The organism is Nonomuraea polychroma (genome assembly GCF_004011505.1).
Taxonomy (GTDB): Bacteria; Actinomycetota; Actinomycetes; order Streptosporangiales; family Streptosporangiaceae; genus Nonomuraea; species Nonomuraea polychroma.
Genome location: NZ_SAUN01000001.1, coordinates 4,750,192 through 4,769,191 on the forward strand (window position 1 = coordinate 4,750,192; position 19,000 = coordinate 4,769,191).

Below are 19,000 nucleotides of genomic sequence, written 5' to 3' on the forward strand. Positions count from 1 at the left end.
GTACCTCAATGTCAACTCTTTGTATAGACATAAGGACGAACACCGACACCCTTCGTTCACACGAGGCGGCGACCGTACGGAGGTGCTTGTGCGCCCACTCTTCGCCACAGTCCTGTTGCTGCTCACCCCCCTCTCCCCCGGCGTCGCGACCGTCACGGCCGCCGCCGAGACCCCGCCCCTGTACGACGACGAAGCCGGCGGCCACGCCAACGGCGACGACCCGGCGATCTGGGTGCACCCCACGCGCCCCGGCAAGAGCGTCGTGATCGCCACCGCCAAGGAAGGCGGCCTGTACGCCTACTCCCTGTCCGGCGCCCAGCTCCAGCACGTGCCCGCCCAGCCGCCTCCCGGCCCCGGTCACGAGCCGGGCCGGCTCAACAACGTCGACCTCGTCCACCGCTTCCGCCTGTCCACGGGCGCGAAGGTGGACCTGGCCGTCGCCTCCGACCGGGGCCGCGATCACCTGCGCGTGTACGCCGTCGACCCGGCCAAGGCGGCCGCCGGGCAGCCACCGCTGACCGACGTCACCGACCCCGCGGTGCCGTTCGTCTTCAACAGCACCCAGGAGGAGGTCGACGCGGCCGAGACCGTCTACGGCCTGGCCGTCCATGGCACCCAGGTGCTGGTCAGCCGCCGCCACGAGACCAGGCTCGGCCTGCTGGACCTGGTCGCCGCGCCCGGCGGCAAGGTCACCTACCGGAAGGTCCGCACCCTCGACCTCCCGTCGAGCTTCGCCCTTCCCGACGGCTCCACCTGGGCGCCGTGCCTGGAGCCGGGCGAGCTCCCGCAGGCCGAGGGCATGGTCGTGGACCGCGGTGTGCTCTACGCCGCGCAGGAGGACGTCGGCATCTGGCGCCTGCGGGCGGACCTGACCGGCCGTCCGGTCCTGATGGACCGCGTCAAGGAGTACGGCAGGCAGGACACCTACGACCCGGCGACCGAGGAGTGCGTGCCCGGCCAGGACCGCGGCTTCGGCGGCGAGCATCTGGCGGCCGACGCCGAGGGCCTGACCGTGTACGAGACCGGCCGCGACAGCGGCTACCTGCTGGCCTCCAGCCAGGGCGACGACACCTTCGCCGTCTACGACCGCGCCGGCCGCAACACCTACCTCGGCCAGTTCAGGGTCGGCCCGGGCGACCGCGCCGACGGCGCCGAGGCCAGCGACGGCGCGATGGCCACCAGCGCCCCGCTCGGCCACGCCTACCCCGAGGGCCTGCTGGTGGTGCACGATGGCGCCGACAGCCCGCCGGACGGCGACCGTGAGGTCACCAACTTCAAGTTCGTGGACTGGCGGAAGGTGGCCCGTTCCTTCAAATAGCAGAACAGACCCTTAAGTTCCGGCAGCATTGCAGCGTTGAGCTGCACGTTCCTCACCAGTCCGAAGACACGGGCGGGGCTGAACACCGGCTTTCGCGTCCGTCAACGGCGAAAGCCGCTCTGCCTCGCCCCACCTCACGTGAGCTGCGATTGTTCGAGCTTCCCTAATGCCGCTGGCAACCTACCGACCACGTGGGAGACCGAAGGGAGACCACGAGTTCGAGACGGTCCTCCGGCAGACACGGTCACCAAGCGATCGCACGTCCATTGATCTCTCTAGTGACGGTCGGAACCTACGCCACGAAGACCGTTTGTCCTGAACGACTCCCCCACCGTGACCGTCCGAGGCACCAAAGCAGCGCTGGCTTCGGCTGCCGCCCGCGCCACATCAGGCAAAACCGCCGTGTATAGATCAGCAGTGATCGAAATGCTCGAATGCCGTAGCATCGTCGACGTCGTCTTCATGTCGTTCCCGGCCGCCAGTGACAGCGTGGCCGCACCATGCCGGAGATCATGCAGTCGGATTGGCGGCAGGTCGGCCCAGAGCGTCAGCCGCTCAAAGTGCGTACTGACCCAGTCGGGCGTCAAATCGCGGCCGTCCTCACGCGTGAAGATCCGGCCTGTGTCCGTCCAAGCCGAGCCCCACACCGGCCGACTCATGGCAGTGGTCGTGGAGCTTGACGTGGGCGCTGCGGGCCAGCCTGCCGAAGAAGACCATGGGACAGGAGCCCAGGGCCGCATTTGCTCGTATGCGGATGTTGCGTCTTACGCCCACCATCGTGACCCTTTGTCAGCCCTGGTGGATTGCATTCGGGTAGACGATCGGCGCATCTTGGTCGTCTCGCGCGATGGCCTGGGAGCTTCAAATTCCGCCGGTTTCCTCTGATCCTGTAGAGCACGGTGCGGGATCGTGACAGTCGGCTCGCTGCGGACCCCCGGCCGTGCGACGCAAGCTGAGGAGCCGAATAGGGAATATGCCTGATGCCGCTGATCCCGCCCTGTTGGAAGGGTCTGCCTGTTATCGGCATGGACGTTGACAGGAGTCGGTGAATGCGGCGGCGGAAGTTCTTGAAGGCAGGGTTGGCGAGCGTGTCGGCGCTGGCCGTCGCGGGTGGCGGCGGATTCGGCTGGGCCTGGCTATCGTCCACTACGGGCAACGTGGATGAGCTGGCGTTCGATCTGCCGTTACGGATCCCGCCGCTGCTGGAGGGCGGCTCGTTCGACCTGCGGCTCCAAGCGGGCGTCAGCGAACTGCGTCCGGGCACGAAGACCGGCACCTGGGGCGTCAACGGACCCCATCTCGGACCGACGCTGCGCATGCGTGCGCGACCTGGACGGGCAGGTGCAGGTCGAGCTGGAGCGGGCCGATATCGAACCGCTCCTTGCGACGGGCTGGACTCCTCCCGAGCGCTTCCGCGCCACGGCGGCCGACGGGGTTACCAACGTCTACGGAGTGCTGTACCGGCCGCACGACTTCGACCCCGGCCGCAGCTACCCGGTCATAGACCACCTCTATCCAGGCCCGCAGAGCACGCGCGTCTCCCCTGCCTTCGACCCCGGCATGCTCGGCCGCGAAGCCGAGGTGCTGGCGGCGCTCGGCTTCGTCGTCGTTGCCGTCGACGGGCGCGGCACGCCCGGCCGCGACAAGGCCTTCCACGACGCCTCCTACGGCAACTACGCCTCCGCCGGCGGCATCGCCGACCACGTCGCCGCCCTGCGGCAACTCGCCGCGACCCGCCCCTGGATGGACCTCGGACGAGTCGGGGCCACCGGCCACTCCGGCGGCGGATTTGCCACCGTCCGCGCCATGCTCGCCTGCCCCGAGGTTTACCGGGTCGGGGTCGCCGAGTCGGGCAACCACGACAACCGCCTCTTCCATCTGCAGTTCGCCGAGGCGTACGACGGTCTGGACCCCGCGGCCTGGGCCCGATCGTCGAACGTGGATCTGGCTGACAGGCTCGAAGGAAAACTGCTGCTCATCCACGGAGGGGTGGACGACGTCGTGCACGTCCACCACTCCATGCGGTTGGCCGAGCGGCTCATCACCGCCGACAAGGACGTCGAGCTCCTCGTCGTTCCCGGCGCCGAGCACTTCTTCGTCGGCTACGAGCATCACGTCTACCGGCGCAAGTGGGACTTCCTCGTCCGCAACCTCATGGGGATCGAACCGCCGGAGCACCGCCTCACCCCGGCCGTTCTCAGCATGGACCTGATCATCAGCCTGTTCAGCTGACCGGCCGGGCGAGCTCGGCGACGCCGTGGCCGGGACCAGACCAGCCCGCCTGGGCAGCTCTCATGATCAAGAAGCGGCGCAAGACCCTCGTAGTCTGCCGCGCCTGCCATGAGGCCATCCACCACGGGCAACCCGCCGCGAACGCGGCATAGATCGCTGGAGAGCCACGTGTTGGGAAACCAGCCCGCGTGGTTCGGAGGGAGGCCGCGCCGGAAAAGGACTGAACACCAGGCACCTCGCCGCTCGGCCCACCCTGTTCAATCGTGTTTTCGAGCGGGACAGGCTTCCAGGTATGACTTGCGAGCGAGTCAATTAATCTTTATATATAGATCGCATGAGTCGAAGATCTATGCAGGAACCGACGTTCCTGATCCTTACAGCGCTCGCCGCTGGGCCCCAGCACGGCTACGGCATCATCACGGACGTTGTGCAGATCTCGGGTGAACGGGTACGACTGCAAGCCGGCACGCTGTACGCCGCGCTCGACCGCCTCCAGGGCGAGGGGCTGGTCGCGACCGACCGCGAGGAGGTCGTCGACGGCCGCGCGCGGCGTTACTACCGTCTCACCTCAGAGGGCGAAGCCCGGCTGGCCACAGAAGCGGAGCACCTGCGTCGCAACGCCGACACCGCCACCTCTCGCCTGCGCACCAGACTCCGCCCGGCGTTCAGCATCAAACCGGCGGCGTCTCGGGAAGCGGGCCTCGCCATGGTCTTCAGGAGCGCCACGTGAACTTGGAGGATCGTTACCGGCGGTTACTGGCGTGGTATCCGAAGGAGCACCGAGCGTCGCACGAAGAGGAAATGGTCGCGGTGCTCCTCGCGGCAGCCACGCCCGGCCGAGACCGGCCGAGTGCCCGCGAGACCTTCGACCTGCTGCGAGGAGCCTTCGCCATCCGGTTGCACCGTGCCGTGGGGCCCGTCTCCCGCCGGCACTGGCATGCCGCCTTCAACCTTGCGGCGCTTCTCGCACCGATCTGGCTGCTCATCCTCGACCTCGGTCGGGCCACCGCCTACGCCGGGCATGCGCTGCGATCCGCGAACAACGGCCCGGAAATGGCGTTGAAGACGCTCGCCATGGCCCTGCCTTACGGGGTCATCGCCTTCCTGGCATGGCGGAACTCGCGAAAGGTCGCGGCCGCCGTGGCATGGGGCTGGACCGTGCTGTACGCCGGGCTCGTCGCCAGCCCGCCCGATCTTGGCCTTTCTCCCATCCACGTGGTGTGGAACGGAAGCACGGGATTCGCAAGCGTCGTGCGGTTCGTTCTGCCCGCCTGCCTGGCCGCCGTGATGCTGACGTTCACTCCGTCATCCGGTCCCGCTCCGTTGGGAACCCGGCGGTTGGTCGGATGGACCGCCGTCTTACTCGCCAGCGTCGTGGCGCTTCAGATTCCCTTGCCAGCGGCAAGTTACCTCCCGCTTCTCGTGCTCGCGGTGGCGGCGGTAGTGGCAGTGTGCTCCCCCGTGGGGCGGCGGGCGGTGTTCATTGTGTTGCCGCTCATGGGCGTCACCCTCGGCTGGCTGCGCTGGGTGGAGGAGCCGGCGAACCTTCCGGTGGTGGCTGCGCTCTCGATGGCGGTGTTGACAGTCACGGCGTGGCTGGCCAGAACCGGCACCACCGCCTCTAGTCCGGCAAACGTCTAACGACAGGTACGTGAGGGTTGCGGGATGGACCTGAAACATCCAGACTCTGTCCTCGGCCTCCGACCCCTTCACTGCACGCCCGAGATTCAGATGGCCAGATCGACGGCCTGAAGTCCGGCGCTGGTCGAAGGGGTCGGGCTGGCGGCGCAGGTCACCGGTGACGTAGGCGCTGCCCGGACGCACTTTCCGGAGCAACGGTCTCGGGCACGTGGTAACAGGCGATCGGAACCCCGAGCCGGTCATCCCCGGGGGGTGGACGTCATGTCGGTGGATCGCGAGTCACGAGCCCTGTTGCAGCGGAGTGTGGGCGGCCGGCTCGGCGGGCTCCGGGCGGCTCGAACGGTTCGCCGCGCGTGCGGTGATGGCGCCGATCGCACAGATGATCGCGAATCCGAACAGTACGTACCGTGCCGAGTCGAGCATCGACGGGTCGCCGAGGTTGACCAGGACTCCGGCCACGGCCGTGCCGAACGCGATCGACAGGCTCGTCACGGTGGCGATCGCCGCGGCGGCCCTGCGTCCTTCCCCCGGATCCTGGGTGCTGGACATGGCGGCCACGGACAGGTGTGGGTAGGCCAGGCCGATGCCGGAACCCGCGATGAACAACACCGGTACCCAGATGAGTACCAGCCAGGTCGGCGTGTCCTCGCGCTGCAGCAGTCCCTGGAGGAGGAAGCCGGACGCCAGGAGCAGCGGGCCGATGATGCGCAAACGGCGTACCGCGCGCTCCCTGGTGGCCGATGAGCTGCCGAGCTGGGTCAATGACCAGCCGAGCGAGATGGCCGCCCCGAACAGGCCGGCCGCGAGCGGGGGCAGCCCACCCAGCTGCTGGCCGAACAGCGGGACGAACGACTCGACCGCGACGCCGAAGGCCAGTAGCCCGAGCGTCAGATAGATCCACTTCAGTGGTGAGCCGGCCTGGTAGGTAGTGCGCGGGAAGACCCGCAGCTCGCTGCGCCGCTCGTAGGCGACGAAGGCGGCCACCAGCAGCAGTGCCACCACGATGCCGCCCGCCATCGCCATGGTGCCGGGCAATATCCCCGCCAGGCTGACAGCCGCGGTGGCCGCCGTGACCAGCAGCAGCGACACGGCCGGGACCGGAGCCCGCGCGTCGCTGCGTTCGCCGCGCGGCAGCACCTGGGGCACCACCGCGCAGCACGCCGCCGCGATCACCGCCATCGCCACGAACGCCAGGCGCCACGAGCCGAACTGGGCGAACAGGCCGCCGAGCGCCGGACCGACGAAGTTGCCGACACCGTACATCGCTGACATCAGGGCGTTGCCGCGGGTCCACAGTCGGCGCGGCAGGGCCGAGCGGATGACGGCGAACCCCAGCCCGGACAGCACCCCCGCCCCAAATCCCTGGACGCCGCGGCCGGCCAGCAGTACCGGCATCGCCGGGCTCGCCGCACAGGCCAGCGAGCCCACCAGGAACACGGCGAAGCCGAGGCGGTAGGCGCCGACGTTCCCCCACCGGGCCAGGAGCCGACTGACCAGCATCGTCGCGATCACCATGGCGACGAGGTAGATCGTCATGTTCCACGCGTAGAAGCCGGCGCCGCCGATGTCGGCCACCGCGGTCGGCAGCAGGCTCGAGGCCAGATAGATATTGACCGCACCGACGAGCACGCCGCCCGCCAGCACGATCGCAGCTCCGAGATGTTCGGGGCCTAGCAGTTCCCGCCAGGCAGGCGGGGCGGGGGTTGAATCGGGAATCACGCGGTCATCTCCCTCAGTTCGTCGGGGGCCGAGGTGGGCTTTTCGGGGTTCGGACTCGCTGGCCCCGGCCATGGAGACGTTCCGTGCATCGATCCGTCCGCGGCGCGGCCGCCGGCCGCGGGTCTCGATGGCAGGCTCCGCGCCGGGCTGCTCGTTGTCACCAGCACTCATGACTTCAAGGCTGTCGTTGAACCGAGCCCGGAGACTTTTCGCCGCCTTTCGTGGACGGTTCTGTGCCGGTAGCCGGGAAAGCCTCAAGCATCGGTCGAACCATGCCGCTCTGCTCCCGTGGTCGAGGCCATGCGAGCAGCCGATCAAGCACCTCTTCATGACGAACACGGTTGAGGCCGCGGCAACCTGTGACACAGAATTAGCTATTCTGTGTCACGCAGAGGGTCCGGCGATCACAGCGACCTGCGGATCGGTCCCGCGGCGATGACCGCGACTCCCAACCGCTGGGAAGGCGCCTCAATGTCGATCACGCGACTGCGCACTGGCCACGGTGCCGCCTCGCTCGGCGACGCGGTCGCCCGCTTCCTGGACCGCTACCGCGATGAGCCCCGCACCGCCGCCACCTACGCCGAGGCCCTCACCCACCTGCTGGCCGCCGGCGGACAGAACACGCCCATCGCCGAACTTGGCCCGCCGATCTACGCCGTGGTGATGGCCCGCTGGGACGAGCGGGCCCCGGCGACGTGGAACAAGCACCTGTCCGAGCTGCGATCCTTCGCCGCCTACGCGATCCGCAACGAGTGGATCACCGCCGACCCGCCCGGCACCTGGAACGCCGGAAGATCACCCAGCGCGGCGACCAGGCCGTGCCACGGGCACGACTGGAAGCGCTGTTCACCGACGATCGCAACGCCATTCGCGAGCGGGTGCTGTGGCGGCTGCTCTATGACACCGCCGCCCGAGCCGAGGAGATCCTCACCCTGGACATCGACGATCTCGATCCGGAGTTTCGCCGGGCCCGCACCCGCAGCAAGGGCGGCGACACCGAGTACCTGCACTGGGCCACCGCCACCGCCCGTGCTCCTGCCCGGCTGCTGGCCGACCGTACCGCGGGGCCGGTGTTCCTGGCCGACCGGCGCTCACCCGCTTCAGGCAAACGCGCCAGGGCGCTGACCGACATCGACCCCGTCAGCGGGCGCGGCCGTCTGTCCTACCCCCGTGCCGAATACCTGTTCAAGCAGGCCTCGATGCGCCACGATCCGCACGGCAGCGGGTGGACCCTGCACCAACTGCGGCACTCCGCGCTCAAGCATCTGGCCGCCAGCGGCAGGAGCGCCCCGGAGCTGCAGGCTAAAAGCCGCCACAAGCACCTGGCCACTCTTGGGCACTACGTCCGGCTCGGTGAGGGGACCTCCGCCCGCCTCACCGCCGACAACGACCTCCACGTGAGAAGCCCGCCGTCCTTGGGAACGAAGCCGAGCGCCTCCTCGATCCGCCATTCCTGGCCGGAGCCGCTCCCCGCTCTCCAAAAATGGTGCGCGGCCGCGGGTTCCCGGATGACCTCCGGGTCGTACAACACCGCGTAGTCGAGACGCGGCGCCTTCTTGCCTGGCAACACGGGCAGCCGTGCCGCCGGCCGTACCGTCGGCGGCGGGATCCGGATCTTCCTCAGGCCAGGCCTGTACAGCGAGCACGACACAGAAACCGACGAGACAGATCATTGCCAGCCAAGGCACGAGACGCCTCATGCCGCGCCCTTATGCAAGGCGCAAGATCGCGGAGCCGAGCCGCGTGGCGTTCCGTTTCCCGGCGATGAGGTCGTGCTTTTCGTCCAGGATCGTCCAGTGCTCGTCCAGCTCGTCGATGTGCATCGGGGGGTGTTTCATCACCACCCAGCATTGATCAGGCAAGTCACAGAAAGATCAACGTCGTTGTTGGGTCGGGCCAGGGCGCGGTGCTGACCTTGCGATCAGTCCATTTCCCCGGCCCGCCCGCCGAATCTGGCGTGCTCCTCTCAAAGCACCGGGCTCTCCACCTGTCAATTGGTGGTCAGCCGCTGGGTGTGGCGGCTGCCGGTGTCGGGGTCGAGGGGGTTGCGATGTTGTGCCCCCGGTAGCGGTATCGAGTCACCTTCACGCTGGCTGCGCCGGTGAGTTCGATGCCGTCATGAACGATCTTCCAGGTGCTCTGCCGGCAGAATCTGCGGCGCATTTCCTGGCGGCTGAGCAGCGAGTGTTTGCAGAAGATCCAGTTCGCGACGCGACGCCAGGTGAAGGAGTCGATCGCGTTGAACACGTCTTTCGCCACCGCATGCCGGAAGTAGTTCGCCCACCCACGTAAGAGCCGGTTGAGGCCGACGATCAGCTCGGCCAGGCTCATATGGCGGGTTGACCTGTAGGTCTTCGCCTTCACCTTTTCCTTGATCGCCTGGATCGCCCCCGGCCTGCTCGGCCGTCGCGGTCCGGCAGTCGGTCGCGGTACTGGCCCAGCACCAGGTCGCCTCGATCGCAAGCAGGGCTGTGGTTCAAGAAGTTCCGGGTGACCGGTGGTTCGTCTTGCGGGCGGCGGAAGTCGCTCGCCCGTGCTCTCGGCGAGCACCGGGCGGCCAGAATCATGACGGACCCGGCGAGAGGAGATCGATGATCACCGAAAACGAGCAGGAACGGCTGCTGCAAGCACTGCGACGTGACCTTGACCGGGCCCGGCAGAACCCGGACATATGGGCAGATCTTGCCTTCACGGCTGCGCACACCGACGAAGGCCGCGTGCTCGACCGCAACCGCGCGGCCCGGTTCAAGGTGTTGTGGGCGCTGCAATACGACCGCGACGACCGGGATCTGCCGCTGCTGCGTTTCCTGCTCCAGCAACAGATCAGCTACTACCGCCAGGCAGTGCCGTGGGGATTGGCTCCTGATCTCACGCTGGCCGGCTTCCTGGTGACCGAGCACCGCCAGGTCCAGGACGTGTGGCTGCACTGGGAGGCCAAGAACATCAGCTTCGACACCGCCCTCGGCTACAGCATCTTCCACCTGCTCACACCCGGCGTCGCCGCCACTCTCGACGCCGTTCGGACGAGTTCACATCCTGACCGCGACCGCGTCCTCGGCGACATCCATCCCGACCGCCACACCGACGCCGCCGTCCAGGACTGGCTGACCCAGCAACAAGAAAGGTTCCCCTCCGACCCAGCGGACGAGAGCTGGCAGACGTGGGCCCACCATGCCGCACGTCTGGGTGAGCGCGAAGCGTCCCGGTTGTTCATGATCAGATGGGCCGAGGGACAGCCCCGCACGGAGACCACCCTCAACACGCTGCAGTTCCATCTGGCGCAGCTCGGCTACGTGCCTGAGGCGGTGGAGGTGCAGAAAGAAGCCGTCGCGATCGGCGACTCGTCGTGGTCGGGTGCCAAGGCCAGCAAACTGCTGACGCTGGTCAGACTGCAACGGCAAGCCGGCAACTTCCCGGGCGCGTTTCAAGCGCTCGCAGAGATCGAAAGCGCCCTGCCGCCGGACAAGCAAGGGTTCGAACAGGGGATTTGGCGGCACTTCGTCAAGGAGTACTTCCTCCTCGTCCCCGCCGCGCCCGACCGACCCACAGCCCGGCGGCTGCTCACCGCAAGCGGCCGGCATCTTCAGGGCATTCCGCGGCTCTGGATGGACGGAGTCCTCGACGCCGCGCTCGCCGCGGCCGAACACCTCAGCGACAGCGACGCGATCCACCGCTATCAGGCCCTCCGGCAGACCGCCCAATGCGAACGGGACGAGGAAATCCGCCAAGCACAGCACCGGCCGGCCTCGGGAGCGGCGGACACCCCGTGAAGCGCTCCAACAGATCAACGCATCCCACTCTGATAACGATCAGACGATGCCCAGCCGGGTGAGCTGAGCCACCGCGCGCACCTTGCAGACAACGTCGTTGACACAAACACCCAGTTCAGAACGCCAGAAGTTGATCAAGCTAAAGATAACGCTCGTTTGCGGGACGGGTATCGATGGGCCGTGTCGTGATCGCCTTTTCGCAGAACGATCGGCCCGAAACCCGTTGTCAGTTTCCGAAGTCGTCTGCACGATTGTCCTGGGCTTTCGGGTGTCTATGCAGAGGACTGTGAAGCACCGGCTTGTCCGTAGTTCTCTGCGCCACGGTGCAGTTGTTCCCCTACTTGCCTGCGCGACGGTGAGGTCCCGGCATGGATGGCGGGCGGGCGCAGATCATTGAGCGGGGCGTGCTGACCGTCCCGGATGAGGCGTGGGACGTGGCGGTACGCCAGGCGGAGGTGATCGGCCAGGCTGGCCGCCGAGCCGCGGGTGGGATTGGTGGCCACTGACGCGACGGCGGCCGAACTGGGGATCTCGCGGCGTCAGGTGTACGTGCTGCTGGGCCGACGCCGTCACCCGGCAGGGGCGTCACGTCGTCCGACGGCCAGCCGACGTCGTCGATCACGGCGGCCAGCCCGGAGCGAGGCGTGGACGTGGATCATGACGCCGACCTGAGTGGGCAGCGCCCCGTCGCCGATCGCGGCCACGCGGGCCTTGGTGGTCAGCGCCACGGCACCACCGGCGGCGATGTAGCGCCACATGCCCGCCAAAGAAACGCCGACAGCACCACGCCGGCCGTGCCGGTGACCGGTGTCGATGTCCCGAAGTCCGCCTGCACGGCCATCCTGGGGCTTCGGTCGGTGTGCAGAGAACTTCGGATCTCCCTGGCTGTCCGTACTCCTGTGCAGGCACGACCCAAGTCCGTGTCCGTTACGGATGTGTGAGATCAGCTCACCCGACGTGATGTCTCACAAGTCGTAGCGAGATCATCAACATTTCGGTTACCGTCCCGAGCGTGACCGCGCCTGACGAACCCACCGTTCGGCTGCCACCTCCTGGGCCGGAGCCGACCAGCAGCCCACAGACTTCGGCACGTCCCCAGCGCGTGACGAGAACCTTCCAAAACCTCGCCCGACCGATACCGCAGTCAGCATCACCGCCCAGCCCAGCGCGACGACGCTGGCGGGGAGGCCGCCAGCCACGGGTCACTCCGCCGACGCAAGCGGAGTTGGACGCCTTACCCGTGGAGAAACGGCAAGAGCTACACGATGCGCGACAGCAGCGACCTTGGCAGTACCTCACCTCGCTCGGCGTGCTCTTCGGCCTGGTCTTCACTGCCGGCGGTCTCGTCTACACAGCCAAAACGTGGGAGACAGGGCAGGAAACGCTCCGGACCACCCAGCAGCAGCAGATCACCGACCGGTACACCAAGGCCGTTGAGCAGATCGGCTCAGACAAGTCCGTCGAGGTGCGCATCGGCGGTCTCTACGCGCTGGAGCGGATCGCCAAAGACTCTCCATCCGACGCCGAAACGATCCGGCACGTCATTGTGGCGTTCATCCTGGAACGTGATCGCCCCGCCACGAGCAAGGGAGACGATCGCTGGAAGCCAGAAGCTGACGTAGGAACCGCGCTTCGAGTTCTCGGCACCTTCCCCCGCATCAGCGTGACAGAGATACCGCCTTTGATTGCCGCTCACTTCGAATTCGCAGACTGGCAATACGTGTACCTGACCGGAGCGGACCTGAGTGGCGCGAACCTGAACGGCGCGGACCTAGCCGTTGCGAACCTGAACGGCGCGAACCTGTTCGGCGCGGACCTGACCGTCGCGGACCTGAGTGGCGCGGACTTGAGTGGCGCGGACCTGCGCTACGCGTACCTGAACTACGCGGACCTGAACGACGCGCTCCTAAACGGCGCGAACCTGACCAACGCGAAGCTGGGAAGCGCTGACCTGAGAGGCGCTGACCTGAGAGGCGCCGACCTGAGAGGCGCGAAACTGGACGGCTCGGACAGCGTCGCTGACCTGAGAGGCGCGGACCTGAGAAACGTCAGGGGCATGACGCCAGAAGAGATCCGCAAAGTCGCAAAGATAGACAAAACAACCAAGTTCTAAGTCGCAATCAGGTCACCCGCGGCAGCTTCGGCCACGTCTTCGGATAGGCGTTCATGGCCTAGCTAGAGGGCGTCGTGTCCGGCATGATGGGATCATGGTTCACCCCGGCTGTCGCCTCAACTGCTTTTCAGCCCGGGGATTGGAGGGGATTTGCCTGCGGTGATACGGCCACTTCGCGGCTATCTGCAGAGACCCGAGCGAAGCAGCCGGATGCCTGGTCGTCAGAGCCGCGGCAGGGGGATGATCCTGCGGTATTTCCCGCCGGGCGACTGTTGCGGCGGCTCCTCGGCGCGCTCGATCGTCACGTGACCGGCTTTGTGCTCGGTGAGCAGGTGGACGACCCGGTCGCGCGCGGTCTGCCAGACGCGGTCCGCGTCGGCGCCGTTCGCGGCCCGCAGGCGTACCCGCAGGACGGTGGGCGCGGTCTGGACGAGCTGGAACTGCTCCATACCGGGAACGGCCAGCGCGGTGCCGAAGGACATGGGCGAGATGCCGACGTGCTCGCCGCGGTCGATGGGGAAGGTGAGCAGGTCGGCGGCGCGGCCCTGCACCTGGACGGCCGGGAGCGGGCTGCCGCACGGACAGGGGTCGGGACGCACCAGGACGCTGTCGCCGAGGTCGTAGCGCAGGATCGGCTGGATCCGGTTGGCGAGGTTGCTGATTAGCACGGTGTGCGAGAACTGGCCCGGCGGGACGGGCCGGTGGTCGGCATCGACCGGCTCCAGGACGACCCAGTCGCTGTTGACGTGGTACCAGCCGTGCTCGCAGCCGGCTGTGAGGAAGCCGCACTCGCCGCAGGCGTAGGCGGCGCGGACCTTGGCCCCGAACGCGATGGCGAGCCGCTCCCGGGTCTCCGGGGTCAGCGTCTCACCGCCGAGGACGACGACCGCCGGGCGGATGCGCAACCGGCCGGCCTCCTGTTCGCCGGCCAGCAGCGTGAGCATGCCAACGAAACCGGCGACGCTGGCCGGATCGAACCGGTTGAGCTCGTCGACTACCCTCTCCATCGACTGGTCGGTCGGGATGACCCGCATCATCCGGCCGAGCCACGGCCGTTCCAGGGCCGCCCTGGCCGCTCCCGCGACGGTGGCGAAATGGCCGCGGGGCGCGGTGACGATGGCGGTGCGGCCGGCACGGGCGAGGGTCCGGAAGACATCACGCGCCGACAGCCCGCCGCCGGTGCGCAACCCGGTGGCGGTGTGCACGGCCAGGCACCGGTCGTCCTGCACGAAGAGGCCTCGCTGTCCGCTGGTGCCGGTGGTCGTGGTGACCAGGTAGCGGCCGAGGAACCGGTGCCCCACGAGGCCCGGATCGGCCACGAACGCCTCGACCCGCTCACGGGTCACCTCGCGGTCGGTGACCCAGTCGTCGAAGCGGGCCATCAGTGTCTTCTTGCTGGTGACCGGGAGGAGCTCGGGGTCGTCGACCCGCGCAGGCAGGTCGCCGTACAGCTCGCAGTAGTAGGGCGAGTGAGCGCGGGCGTAGGCTACCAGCTCGGCCAGGCGGGCTTGCCGCCGCCGGGCGATCGCCTCGGAGCCTTCCCGTACGGCGCGCCGCATGTCGCGGGCGAGCTGCCGGATGCTTTCCCCCATGATCGTCGGTCCTCTCTCTGGTGATGTGTCAAGGGTTCGCGGTGGGCGGCCGCACCGAGAGCAGGCCGCGCATGGCGATCTCCACGCCGTGCCGGCTCGCCTCCCACAGCTCCTCCTGGGACCGGCCGAGCTGGACGCTCGCCAGGCCCGCCTGCTGGATGGCCCCCATCAGGGCTCCAGTCATCGCGGCCGCGGTGACCGGGTCGAGGCCGGGGAACGCCTTCCGCAGCTCGCCTGCGATACGCTGCTGCAGGTCCAGCAGCAGGTAGAGCCCCTTGGCCTGAAGTGCTGGCGTGGTCAGAGCCAACCGGGCCACGGCCGACAGTTCCTCGGGCTCCTTGACGGGGACCTTGGGCCGGCGGTGGGCGGCGTACCGCTCGACCGCCCTGGCCAGCACCTCGCCCGGACCCTCCCCCGGCCGGCGGTCCGCGATCGCCCCGACCAGCACGTCGAAGTCCCGCTCCACGTCGACGTACAACACCTCGTCTTTGGTGCGGAAGTAATTGAAGAACGTCTTGGGATCGACGTCCGCCGCCGCGGCGATCTGCGCCACGGTGGTCTGCTCATACCCCTGCTCCTCGAACAGCCTGAGGGCCGCCATCACGATGCGCTGCCGGGTCTCACGCTTCTTCCGCTCCCGCCGCGACTCCTGCATGCCGTCAAAAATACGCCTAATGGAATTTTCCAGCAACTGGAACGTTCTGGCCGACGAGAGGTGTATCGCGGCCCCCACATGGCAGAAGAGGGGCCGCGAATGCCTGTGCCAGGTGACTTTCGAAAAGCTCGGTATCGCTACCGGGGCAAGGCCGTTCCCAGCCCTCGGCCGGAGCCTTGACCGGCCCGGCTCCAACGGCTCGAACGATCGGGGTCGGCCGAAGCGGGGACCGCTGATTTCCCCCGCCCGCCCGTCGTACCCGGCGTGCGGCTCTCACCGCACCGGGCGTCGAGCCACGCCGGGGCGAGTAACCCCCCGCTGGCCGACCTCGATGGCGTGCTGAGGCCATGGCCACGGTGGCCAGTTCTCACGCGATCTCAGCGCCGTAGGACGCCTTCTGACGCTGAAGTCCCCATCCGCGCTCCCGCACGGATGGGGAGGGTCAGGCCTGCAGGTAGTGCAGGACGGCGAGTACCCGGCGGTGGTCGTTGTCCGACGGAGACAGGCCGAGCTTGGTGAAGATCTGCGTCACGTGCTTCTCCACCGAGCCGTACGACAGGAACAGCGCGGCGGCGATGGAGTTGTTGGAACGCCCCTCCGCCATCATGGCCAGCACCTCGCGTTCCCTCGGGGTGAGCGTGCCCAGGGTCTCCGCGCGGCGGCTGGCGCCCATGATCTGGGTGACGACCTCGGGATCGAGGACGGTCTGCCCGACCGCGATCTGGTCGAGCGCGGCCAGGAAGTCCTTGACGTCGGCGACGCGCTCCTTCAGCAGGTATCCCACGCCATGGGCGCCGCCGGCGAGCAACTGGGTCGCGTAACGCGTCTCGATGTACTGGGAGAACACCAGCACGCCCACCTCTGGGTGATCACGGCGAATCTGGATCGCGGCTCGCAGGCCCTCGTCGGTGTGGGTAGGCGGCATGCGTACGTCGACCACGGCGATGTCGGGACCGTGTTCCGCCACGGCGGCCAGGAGCGCGTCGCCATCGCCCACGGCGGCCACCACCTCGTGGTCGCGGGAGGTGAGCAGCATGCACAGGCCCTCCCGGAGCATCACGGCGTCCTCGGCGATCACGATGCGCATGCACTGCTCCGTTCAGATGTGCAGGGGGAGTTCGACTGTGATCACCGTAGGTCCTCCGGCCGGGCTGTGAATGTCGATCATGCCGTCCAACGTCTGGACCCGGGCGGCCAGTCCGCGTAATCCGGATCCGGTGCCGATCGCCGCGCCGCCGGTGCCGTCGTCGCGCACCCGGAGGGTCAGCAGTCCATCACGCACCTGTACCTCGATGGCGGCGTGCCTGGCGCCGCTGTGCTTGACCACGTTGGCGAGCAGTTCCGTCGTGCAGAAGTAGGCGATGGCCTCGATGGCCGGAGCCGGTCGCTCGGGCAGGTCGGCTTCGAACCGGGCGGGGATCGGGCTCCGTCCGGTGAGCGTGGCCAGGGCGACCTCCAGCCCTTGGTCGAGTGCCGGCGGGTGGATGCCGCGGATCAGGTCACGCAGCTCCGCCACGGTCTCCTTGGCGCTGCGGTGCGCGCTGTCGACGAGGACGCGGGCGCGCTGGAGCCGTTCGGGCTGGTCGGCCTGCTCGAGCTCGTCCTGGGCCATGCCCAGGCTCATGGCCAGCGTCACCAGCCGTGCCGCCGTCCCGTCGTGCAGGTCTCGCTCGATCCGGCGGAGCCTGGCGATCGCGTCCTCTGCGGCCAGCGCCCGTGCCTGCTCCAGTCGGCGGATCCGGGTGTCGCCCGGCGCGGGCCCGAGCAGCGTACGGGCGAGCATGCGCTCGGGGGCCAGAGCGAGGTGGACGCCCCACGGGGCGAGGAGCAGCAGCGCCAGTCCGGCCGCGCTCACCAGCGCCGCAACCGGCCAGCCGGGGGGAGACAGGTGCGCCAAGGCGGAGAACTGCGCCCACAGGGGGCAGCCGAGCAGGAGCAGGCCGCCTCCCCACAACGCGGCGGCGGCCGCACAGGCGACCACGGCCACCGGCAGCCGGAGCAGGCTGTGGATGACGGCGCGCCATCCCGTCACGTCACCGAGCGCCGCGCCGAGCCGGTTCAGCAGGCCCGGCCCGGCACAGAACGGGCCGGGATCGGGCACCCGCACCCCGGCCCACGCTCGTGCCAGCCGTCGATTGGCCGTGCCGAGCCCTCTGGCCGCCATCACGCTCAGGGCCAGCATCGGCACTCCGACGAGATTCGCCGTCAGCATGACGCTCAGCAGCACGAGAACGAGATGGACCAGGCCGGCTCCCACCATGAACGGCAACATCAGCGCGTAAGCGAGCTCACGCTGCGACCGCTCCCGCACCGGAGTAGTGATCAGCACACGCCACCTCTCTGCTTGCCTGTCCACGCTCCTCCTCGCCAGACGCCGCACGCCGTCCAGCCTGACGGACACGCTCGCGCGAGAACAGCCGGACAGCCCGTGGGGGACATCCCGAAACCAAAACGGAGGACGTCCCGGTGGTGGCCATCCGGTCGGTGTCACCAGAGTGATCACCATGACGACAACCAAGCAGCGGCGCAGGCGCGCGAGGACCAGAGGGCTGGTCATCGGTGTAACGGTGGCGGCGCTGGCGGGAATGACCCCGGGGGCCTCCGCCGCTCGGGATGCGCAGCCGACCTGGCGGGACTGCGTCGGCCAGGGCATACCGGCGGGCATGCAGTGCGCTGAGATCGAGGTGCCGGTGGACTGGGCCAAGCCGGACGAGTCGAAGGTCAAACTGGACCTGGCCCGGCTGCCCGCCACCGAGTCTGCGCACCGGATCGGCAGCGTGCTGGGGGTTCCCGGCGGTCCCGGGGCCAACGGGATCGACGACCTGAAGCGCGCTGCGACCGACCTCACCGAACTGCGGCGCAGGTTCGACCTCGTCGCCTACAAGCCGCGCACCACCGTGTGGCGTGATCAGATGCCCCCATCTTGCATGCAGCCTGGAACGTCACTGTTCGAGCCACAGGGGCAGAAGCAGTACAAGGCCTTGGCCGCGGCGATGACCAAGGCCCTCAAAGAGTGCCAGAACGCGGACAAGACCGGCCTGTTCGCCCACATGGACTCTCTGTCGGTGGCCAGAGACATGGACGCGGTTCGCGAGGCTCTGGGCGAGGAACGGCTGAGCTTCATGGCCAACTCCTACGGAGGGGTGCCCGCCGCCGCCTATGCCCGGCTGTTCCCGCAGCGCATCCGAGCCATGTACCTCGACGGGACGATCAACCAGGTCGACGGCTGGCGCGACCAGACGCTGCGGACTCTGCCCGTCCTGGAACGGGTCTTCACCAGATTCACCACCTGGTGTGCGGACACCCCCGCCTGCGCGTTGCACGGACAGGACGCCGGGGCGGTCTGGCGCAAGCTCATTCGAGACGCCGATCGCAGGCCGATCCCGGTCACGTCGTCCGAGTTCGGCAAGGGCGAGCTGACCGGATGGCATCTGAGGAGTTTCGGCTTCATCGGCGACCCCGGACCGAACAACTCGCGGTGGCTGGCCTTCGCCGAGGCGGTCAACAAGGCCCGGGGCGGGGACGGGTCCGGTTTCGCCGATTTCGCTCTCGGCAACGCGCGGATCTGGGCCGCGCCCGGAGCGCTGGCGATGACGTGCGCAGATGACCGTGGCTACAGCAGCTACGCGCAGCTGCGGAAGTTCCGCCGTCAGGCGGAGAAGATCTCGCCGAACTTCGGGGGAGCGTCATTCGACGCGCTCGGATGCACCGGTTGGCCGCTACCGGTCGCCAACCCTTCCCGCCCCCTGCTGACTCGTGGCCTGCCGCCATTCCTGGGAGTCGGCAGCACGTGGGGCGACTACGCATGGACCGAGAGCTTCACCAGGATGATCCCGGGATCAGTGACCGTCGGCTACGACGGGCCCGGCCATGTCATGTACCTGTCGGGCTGTCAATGGACTCTGAGATTTCCCCGGTGACGGACTTGAGATGTCCCCGCTGGTGGACAGCGGTTCTCCC

18 protein-coding genes are annotated in these 19,000 nt (G+C 68.2%); 9 read left to right on the plus strand and 9 right to left on the minus strand.

Annotated features, from left to right (window positions below; translation table 11 throughout):
• Positions 1-82 precede the first annotated feature (82 nt).
• The gene (locus tag EDD27_RS21615) at positions 83-1,318 is read left to right on the plus strand and encodes a phytase (RefSeq protein WP_127934013.1); all 1,236 of its coding nucleotides are present in this window, start codon (positions 83-85) and stop codon (positions 1,316-1,318) included.
• A gap of 275 nt (positions 1,319-1,593) precedes the next feature.
• On the opposite strand, the gene EDD27_RS58805 is transcribed toward EDD27_RS21615, so the two are convergent.
• Positions 1,594-2,058 (minus strand): tyrosine-type recombinase/integrase, encoded by a 465-nt coding sequence (locus EDD27_RS58805; protein WP_127934014.1) that lies wholly within the window; start codon positions 2,056-2,058, stop codon positions 1,594-1,596.
• Between the two features lie 580 nt (positions 2,059-2,638).
• Here EDD27_RS58805 and EDD27_RS21625 point away from each other — a divergent pair.
• The 4 genes from EDD27_RS21625 to EDD27_RS21640 all read left to right on the plus strand — a co-directional run bounded on the left by EDD27_RS21625 (position 2,639) and on the right by EDD27_RS21640 (position 5,191).
• Positions 2,639-3,550: an alpha/beta hydrolase family protein gene (locus tag EDD27_RS21625; protein WP_206641573.1), complete on the plus strand. Its 912-nt coding sequence runs from the start codon at positions 2,639-2,641 to the stop codon at positions 3,548-3,550.
• Positions 3,448-3,702 carry an HNH endonuclease gene (locus tag EDD27_RS58810; RefSeq protein ID WP_127933669.1) on the plus strand — a complete coding sequence of 85 codons (255 nt, stop codon included), beginning with the start codon at positions 3,448-3,450 and terminating at the stop codon, positions 3,700-3,702. Before EDD27_RS21625 ends, EDD27_RS58810 begins: the two co-directional genes overlap by 103 nt.
• Positions 3,703-3,884: 182 nt before the next feature.
• Positions 3,885-4,280: a PadR family transcriptional regulator gene (locus EDD27_RS21635; protein WP_241564183.1), complete on the plus strand. Its 396-nt coding sequence runs from the start codon at positions 3,885-3,887 to the stop codon at positions 4,278-4,280.
• A gap of 2 nt (positions 4,281-4,282) precedes the next feature.
• Positions 4,283-5,191, plus strand: a complete 909-nt coding sequence (locus tag EDD27_RS21640; RefSeq protein ID WP_127934015.1) for a hypothetical protein — start codon at positions 4,283-4,285, stop codon at positions 5,189-5,191.
• Positions 5,192-5,470: 279 nt separating this feature from the next.
• On the opposite strand, the gene EDD27_RS21645 is transcribed toward EDD27_RS21640, so the two are convergent.
• Positions 5,471-6,910 carry an MFS transporter gene (locus EDD27_RS21645; RefSeq protein WP_127934016.1) on the minus strand — a complete coding sequence of 480 codons (1,440 nt, stop codon included), beginning with the start codon at positions 6,908-6,910 and terminating at the stop codon, positions 5,471-5,473.
• 752 nt (positions 6,911-7,662) lie between these two features.
• On the opposite strand from EDD27_RS21645, the gene EDD27_RS21650 reads away from it, so the two are divergent.
• Positions 7,663-8,448, plus strand: coding sequence for a site-specific integrase (locus EDD27_RS21650; RefSeq protein ID WP_206641574.1), 786 nt, complete (start codon positions 7,663-7,665; stop codon positions 8,446-8,448).
• Between the two features lie 171 nt (positions 8,449-8,619).
• Here EDD27_RS21650 and EDD27_RS57855 read toward each other — a convergent pair whose 3' ends face one another.
• Together EDD27_RS57855 and EDD27_RS54430 are read right to left on the minus strand one after the other, a co-directional pair.
• The gene (locus EDD27_RS57855) at positions 8,620-8,748 is read right to left on the minus strand and encodes a hypothetical protein (protein ID WP_277750739.1); all 129 of its coding nucleotides are present in this window, start codon (positions 8,746-8,748) and stop codon (positions 8,620-8,622) included.
• A gap of 163 nt (positions 8,749-8,911) precedes the next feature.
• Positions 8,912-9,460 (minus strand): group II intron maturase-specific domain-containing protein, encoded by a 549-nt coding sequence (locus EDD27_RS54430; protein ID WP_277750740.1) that lies wholly within the window; start codon positions 9,458-9,460, stop codon positions 8,912-8,914.
• 41 nt (positions 9,461-9,501) lie between these two features.
• On the opposite strand from EDD27_RS54430, the gene EDD27_RS21660 reads away from it, so the two are divergent.
• A complete protein-coding gene (locus EDD27_RS21660) occupies positions 9,502-10,680 on the plus strand; it encodes a hypothetical protein (RefSeq protein ID WP_127934018.1) in 1,179 nt (392 codons plus the stop codon).
• Positions 10,681-11,249: 569 nt separating this feature from the next.
• On the opposite strand, the gene EDD27_RS21665 is transcribed toward EDD27_RS21660, so the two are convergent.
• Positions 11,250-11,438 (minus strand): hypothetical protein, encoded by a 189-nt coding sequence (locus EDD27_RS21665; protein WP_127934019.1) that lies wholly within the window; start codon positions 11,436-11,438, stop codon positions 11,250-11,252.
• 467 nt (positions 11,439-11,905) lie between these two features.
• Here EDD27_RS21665 and EDD27_RS21670 point away from each other — a divergent pair, with 467 nt between their 5' ends.
• Positions 11,906-12,793, plus strand: a complete 888-nt coding sequence (locus tag EDD27_RS21670; RefSeq protein WP_164903722.1) for a pentapeptide repeat-containing protein — start codon at positions 11,906-11,908, stop codon at positions 12,791-12,793.
• 221 nt (positions 12,794-13,014) lie between these two features.
• Here EDD27_RS21670 and EDD27_RS21675 read toward each other — a convergent pair whose 3' ends face one another.
• From EDD27_RS21675 to EDD27_RS21690, 4 genes are all read right to left on the minus strand, one after another.
• Positions 13,015-14,385, minus strand: a complete 1,371-nt coding sequence (locus EDD27_RS21675; RefSeq protein WP_127934021.1) for a phenylacetate--CoA ligase family protein — start codon at positions 14,383-14,385, stop codon at positions 13,015-13,017.
• Positions 14,386-14,413: 28 nt separating this feature from the next.
• The gene (locus EDD27_RS21680; protein ID WP_127934022.1) at positions 14,414-15,040 is read right to left on the minus strand and encodes a TetR/AcrR family transcriptional regulator; all 627 of its coding nucleotides are present in this window, start codon (positions 15,038-15,040) and stop codon (positions 14,414-14,416) included.
• A 442-nt stretch (positions 15,041-15,482) separates the two neighbouring features.
• Positions 15,483-16,127, minus strand: a complete 645-nt coding sequence (locus tag EDD27_RS21685) for a LuxR C-terminal-related transcriptional regulator (protein WP_127933465.1) — start codon at positions 16,125-16,127, stop codon at positions 15,483-15,485.
• Between the two features lie 12 nt (positions 16,128-16,139).
• Entirely contained in the window at positions 16,140-17,396 is a 1,257-nt protein-coding gene (locus tag EDD27_RS21690; RefSeq protein WP_164903671.1) for a sensor histidine kinase, read from the minus strand.
• Between the two features lie 148 nt (positions 17,397-17,544).
• Between EDD27_RS21690 and EDD27_RS21695 the strand changes: the two genes are divergently transcribed.
• Positions 17,545-18,960: an alpha/beta fold hydrolase gene (locus EDD27_RS21695; protein ID WP_127934023.1), complete on the plus strand. Its 1,416-nt coding sequence runs from the start codon at positions 17,545-17,547 to the stop codon at positions 18,958-18,960.
• The last annotated feature ends 40 nt before the right edge of the window (positions 18,961-19,000 follow it).

Coding starts and splice junctions, on each gene's coding strand:
- EDD27_RS21680 (WP_127934022.1), bottom strand. CDS start 15,040: ATGCAGGAGTCGCGGCGGGAGCGGAAGAAGCGTGAGACCCGGCAGCGC.
- EDD27_RS57855 (WP_277750739.1), bottom strand. CDS start 8,748: ATGAAACACCCCCCGATGCACATCGACGAGCTGGACGAGCACTGGACG.
- EDD27_RS58805 (WP_127934014.1), bottom strand. CDS start 2,058: ATGCGGCCCTGGGCTCCTGTCCCATGGTCTTCTTCGGCAGGCTGGCCC.
- EDD27_RS21695 (WP_127934023.1), top strand. CDS start 17,545: ATGACGACAACCAAGCAGCGGCGCAGGCGCGCGAGGACCAGAGGGCTG.
- EDD27_RS21660 (WP_127934018.1), top strand. CDS start 9,502: ATGATCACCGAAAACGAGCAGGAACGGCTGCTGCAAGCACTGCGACGT.
- EDD27_RS21675 (WP_127934021.1), bottom strand. CDS start 14,385: ATGGGGGAAAGCATCCGGCAGCTCGCCCGCGACATGCGGCGCGCCGTA.
- EDD27_RS21635 (WP_241564183.1), top strand. CDS start 3,885: ATGAGTCGAAGATCTATGCAGGAACCGACGTTCCTGATCCTTACAGCG.
- EDD27_RS21665 (WP_127934019.1), bottom strand. CDS start 11,438: ATGTGGCGCTACATCGCCGCCGGTGGTGCCGTGGCGCTGACCACCAAG.
- EDD27_RS21685 (WP_127933465.1), bottom strand. CDS start 16,127: ATGCGCATCGTGATCGCCGAGGACGCCGTGATGCTCCGGGAGGGCCTG.